Source organism: Limimaricola sp. G21655-S1 (assembly GCF_027213785.1).
GTDB lineage: Bacteria > Pseudomonadota > Alphaproteobacteria > Rhodobacterales > Rhodobacteraceae > Limimaricola.
The window spans coordinates 1-229 of the sequence record NZ_JAPWGO010000579.1 but is presented as its reverse complement, the minus strand read 5'-3'; the positions used below and the strand labels follow the sequence as shown (position 1 = coordinate 229).

1 protein-coding gene is annotated in these 229 nt (G+C 81.7%); it reads right to left on the bottom strand.

What is annotated here, in order from left to right:
• Positions 1-229: cobaltochelatase subunit CobN (locus O4G76_RS21880; protein ID WP_269399164.1), on the bottom strand; the 229-nt coding region annotated here is incomplete at both ends.

Genomic DNA, 229 nt, shown 5'->3' with positions numbered 1-229 from the left:
GTTGCGCCCCGTCGGCAGCACGTCGGGTCGCCCGCGCGTCGGGGCGCCCGACGGGCCGGGCCCCACGGCGCGGCCATCGAGACCGGTGAGCAGGCCCGCACCCTCGGCCCGGCCGCAGGCGGCGATGGCGGGGCGGAGCTTCGTCTCGATCTCTCCCAGCACGGCGGCGGCGGCGGGGCCGGGGGCAGGGGCCCTGCCGTCGCGCCGGCGCTGGCACAGCTCCTCCAGC